Origin of the sequence: Streptomyces sp. NPDC047028, assembly GCF_040644095.1 — a bacterium.
GTDB lineage: Bacteria > Actinomycetota > Actinomycetes > Streptomycetales > Streptomycetaceae > Streptomyces.
Genome location: NZ_JBEYVS010000105.1, coordinates 1 through 4,880, shown reverse-complemented (window position 1 = coordinate 4,880; position 4,880 = coordinate 1). Strand labels below are relative to the sequence as shown.

1 protein-coding gene is annotated in these 4,880 nt (G+C 73.9%); it reads left to right on the top strand.

The window, feature by feature from the left end:
- Positions 1 to 15: 15 nt before the first annotated feature.
- A partial coding sequence (locus ABZ854_RS36915; RefSeq protein WP_361220358.1) for an SDR family NAD(P)-dependent oxidoreductase occupies positions 16 to 4,880 on the top strand: 4,865 nt, incomplete at its 3' end.

Here is a 4,880-nt window from a genome sequence, read left to right as displayed (position 1 = left end):
GCGAAGAAGCTCACCGTGAGCCACGCTTTCCACTCGCCCCTCATGGAGCCGATGCTCGCCGAGTTCGAGCGGATCGCCGCCCAGCTCACGTACCACGAGACCACGACCGCGATCGTCTCGACGCTGACGGGCACGACGGTCTCGTACGAGGACCTCTCCCAGCCCTCCTACTGGGTCCGCCATGTCCGTGAGGCAGTCCGGTTCGCCGACGCCGTCGCCACCCTCGACGGTCGCGGAGTCCGCACCTTCCTGGAGCTGGGCCCCGACGCCGTGCTCACCGCGATGGCCGCCGACACCGGCACCGAGGGGACGCTGGTCGCGGGACTGCGCCGGGACCGCTCCGAGCCGCAGGCCCTCGTCGAGGCGCTGACCCGGCTGCCCGGCGTCGACTGGTCCGCCTACTTCGGGCCGGGCCGGCAGCCGGTCGACCTGCCCACCTACGCCTTCCAGCACCAGCCGTACTGGCTCGACGCCTACGCGGGCGCGGCCCGGGGCGACGTGGCGAGCGCGGGCCAGATGGACGCCGAGCACGCGCTGCTCACTGCGGCCGTCGAACTCCCGGACGACGAAGGCGTGTTGTTCACCGGGCGGCTGTCCCCGGCCGCTCAGCCCTGGCTGGCCGAGCACGCGGTGCACGGGACCGTCGTCCTGCCCGGCGCGGCCCTCGTCGAGATCGCGGTGCGGGCCGGCGACCAGGTCGGCCGCGGGACCGTCCGTGACCTGACCCTGCACGCCCCGCTCGTCCTGCCCACCGACCGGGCCGTGGACCTCCGGGTGCGCGTGGGTGAGGGCGACGAGCCCGCCGTCACCGTGCACTCCCGCCCCGCGGGCCAGGACACCTGGACCCTGCACGCCGAGGGCACCCTGGCGGCCGAGCCTGTCCAGCCCGCAGACCTCGGGGACGCCTGGCCGCCGGCCGGCGCCGAGCCGGTCGACACCACGAGCCTCTACGACGAACTGGCCGCGGCCGGCCTGGAGTACGGCCCCCTCTTCCAGGGCCTGAGCGCCGCCTGGCGCACCGCCGACGGCACGGTCTACGCCGAGGTCGCCCTGGCCGACGGCACCGACACCGACGGCTTCGGCGTCCACCCGGCCCTGCTCGACGCCTCCCTGCACGCCATCACCCTCGCCCAGGAGGAGGGCTCGGCGGCCCAACTGCCGTTCTCCTGGTCGGACGTCACCCTGCACGCCTCCGGCGCCACCGCTCTGCGGGTGCGCATCGGCGACGCGGGCTCCGGCTACCGGATCGACCTCGCCGACCCGGCCGGAACCCCGGTCGCCACGGTCGGCGCGCTCGCCCTGCGGCCCGCCACGACGGCCGACACGGACTCGGCGGCGAGTGCCGTACGCGACCTGTACCGGGTCGACTGGATCCCGGCACCCACGGAGGCGACCGAGCCGACGGAGTCGTACACCGTCCTCCGGGCGGACACGGTCGCCGACCTGCTCCCGCGGCTCCAGGAGCACCTCGGCGGTGAGGAGAACCTCCTCGTCGTCACCCGTGGGGCGGCCACCGACGCCGAACAATCGGCGATCCGTGGCCTCACCCGGGCCGCCCAGGCCGAGCACCCGGACCGGATCGTCCTCCTCGACGCCGAGGACCTGCCCGCCCGGCTGCCCGCCGGGGAGCCGGAACTCGCCTACTTCGAAGGTCACTTCCTCGTCCCCCGCCTGGTCCGCGAGACACCGGAGACCGGAGCCTGGTCCACATCCGGCACGGTCCTCGTCACCGGCGGCACGGGCGGGCTCGGCGCGCTCACCGGCCGCCACCTGGTCACCGCACACGGCGTCCGCAGCCTGCTGCTCACCAGCCGGCGCGGCATCGCAGCGCCCGGTGCGGATGAACTGGCATCCGCTCTGCGCCAGTTCGGTGCCGAGGTGACGGTCGAGGCGTGTGACGTCTCCGACCGGGAGGCGCTGGCCCGGCTGTTCGCCGACCACCCGGACATCACGGCGGTCGTCCACACGGCGGGCGTCGTCGACGACGCGACCATCGAGTCGCTGACACCGGAACGGCTGGAGTCGGTGTGGGCGCCCAAGGCGCGCGCCGCACAGTACCTGCACGAGCTGACGGCGGACCGCGACCTCGACGCCTTCGTGCTGTACTCGTCGAGCGCCGCCACGTTCGACGGTACCGGCCAGGCCAACTACGCGGCAGCCAATGCCTACTTGGACGCCCTCGCCGCCTCGCGGCAGGCCCAGGGCCTGCCGGGTGTCTCGCTCGCCTGGGGCCTGTGGGACCCGTCCGTCGGCGGCATGGGCGCCGGGCTGACCGCGGCCGACATCGACAGGATGGCCCGGGTCGGCGTCCTGCCCCTGGACGAGGAGCGTGGCCTCGCCCTCCTGGACGCGGCACTGCGCGGCGGCACCCACGCCCAGCTGCTTCCCGTCGTCATGGACACCCGGGCTCTGGAACAGCGGGCCAAGCGCGGCGGACTGCCCCGCGTGCTGCACGGACTCGTCCGCCCCTCCGCCGTACGCCGGACCGCGGCCGCCGGTGCGGCGGCTGCGGCCGGTGACCTGGCCGCCCGCCTGGAACGCCTCCCGGCTGCCGAGCGCACCCGTGTCCTGCTCGACCTCGTCCGCCGCCACGTCGCCGCCGTCCTCGGCTTCGGCGGCGCCGGCGAGGTCGCGGCCGAGAAGCCGTTCAAGGAGTTCGGCTTCGACTCCCTCACGGCCGTCGAGTTCCGCAACCGGCTGGGCGCGGAGGCCGGCCTGCGCCTGCCCGCGACCCTCGTCTTCGACCACCCCACTCCCGGTGCCGTGGCCGACTTCCTCCAGTACGAACTCGTCGGCGGGGACGAGCAGTTCGCGCTCACGCCGACGCACGGCCCGTCCGCCGGGACCGACGACCCGGTCGTGATCGTCGGTATGGCCTGCCGCTACCCCGGCGGAGTGACCTCCCCCGAGGACCTGTGGAACCTCCTCGCGGCAGGCGGTGACGCGGTCTCCGAGTTCCCCGCCGACCGGGGTCCGCAGTGGCAGGAGTCGTACGACCCGGATCCGGAGACCGCCGGCAAGACCTACACGCGCCACGGCGGATTCCTCACCGAGGCAGCCGAGTTCGACCCCGCGTTCTTCGGGATCAGCCCGCGCGAGGCGCTCGCCATGGACCCGCAGCACCGGCTGCTGCTGGAGACCTCGTGGGAGGCGTTCGAACGGGCCGGGATCGACCCGGCGGGTGTGCGCGGCAGCGCCACCGGTGTGTTCGCCGGCGTCATGTACCACGACTACAGCGAGGTCCTGGAGCGCGCCACCGACGACCTGGAGGGCTTCCTCGGCGTCGGCGGCAGCATCGCCTCCGGCCGCGTGTCGTACGCCTTCGGCCTCGAAGGCCCGGCGGTCACCGTCGACACGGCCTGCTCGTCCTCGCTGGTCGCCGTGCACCTGGCCGCGCAGGCGCTGCGCAGCGGCGAATGCACCCTGGCCCTGGCCGGCGGCGTGACCGTGATGGCCACCCCGGACACCTTCGTCGACTTCTCCCGCCAGCGTGGGCTGGCCCCCGACGGCCGGTGCAAGCCGTTCGCGGAGGCCGCCGACGGTACCGGCTGGGGCGAGGGCGTCGGCATGCTCGTCCTGGAGAAGCTGTCCGACGCCCGCCGCAACGGACACCACGTCCTCGCGGTGGTGCGGGGCTCGGCGATCAACCAGGACGGTGCCAGCAATGGCCTCACCGCCCCCAACGGCCCCTCCCAGCAGCGTGTCATCCGCCAGGCCCTCGCGGCCGCCCGGCTCACGCCGCAGCAGGTCGACGCGGTCGAGGCGCACGGCACCGGCACCCGCCTCGGCGACCCCATCGAGGCACAGGCGCTGCTCGCCACCTACGGACAGGACCGTGCCGAGGGCGTCCCGCTGTGGCTCGGGTCCATCAAGTCCAACCTCGGGCACACGCAGGCGGCGGCAGGTGTCGCCGGGATCATCAAGATGGTCCTCTCCCTGCGCCACGAGGAACTGCCGCGCACGCTGCACGTCGACACCCCCTCCAGCCACGTCGACTGGACCGAGGGCGCGGTCGAGCTGCTCACCGAGGCCCAGCCCTGGGAGGCGGGGGAGCGGACCCGGCGCGCCGGTGTCTCCTCCTTCGGCATCAGCGGCACCAACGCCCACGTGATCATCGAGGAGGCTCCCGCCGAGGAGACAGCCGTCCAGGCGGACGAGAGTGCCACGCTGCCGGTGGTGCCCTGGATCATCTCAGGCAAGTCGGCCGAGGCCGTCCGCGCCCAGGCCGCCCGCCTCCTCGTCTTCGCCACCGCCCACCCCGGCCTCGCCCCGGCCGCAGTCGGCCGCGCGCTCGCCACCGGCCGTTCGGCGCTGCCGTACCGCGCGAGCATCGTCGGCGCCGACCGCGAGAGCCTGCTGACCGGCCTGGAGACACTCACCCACGGGGACGCGACCGCCGCCAAGGCCGGCCCGACGGCGTTCCTGTTCACGGGGCAGGGGAGTCAGCGGGCGGGGATGGGGCGTGAGCTGTATGAGGCCTTCCCCGTGTTCGCCGCTGCGTTGGACGAGGTGTGCGGTGCGCTGGACACCCATCTCGAACGGCCCCTGAAGGGTGTGATGTTCGGCGGTGAGGGGCTGGACGAGACGGGCTTCACGCAGCCGGCGCTGTTCGCCCTGGAAGTCGCCCTGTTCCGGTTGCTGGAGTTCTGGGGTGTGCGGCCGGATGTGCTGGCCGGGCACTCCATCGGTGAGCTGGCCGCCGCGCATGTGGCGGGTCTGTGGTCGCTGGAGGATGCGGCGAAGCTGGTCGCTGCTCGTGGCCGGTTGATGCAGCAGCTCCCTTCGGGGGGTGCGATGGCCGCCGTACAGGCGACCGAGGACGAAGTCCTTGCCGTGCTCCCTGAGGGCACGGGCATCGCGGCTGTGAACGGACCGAACGC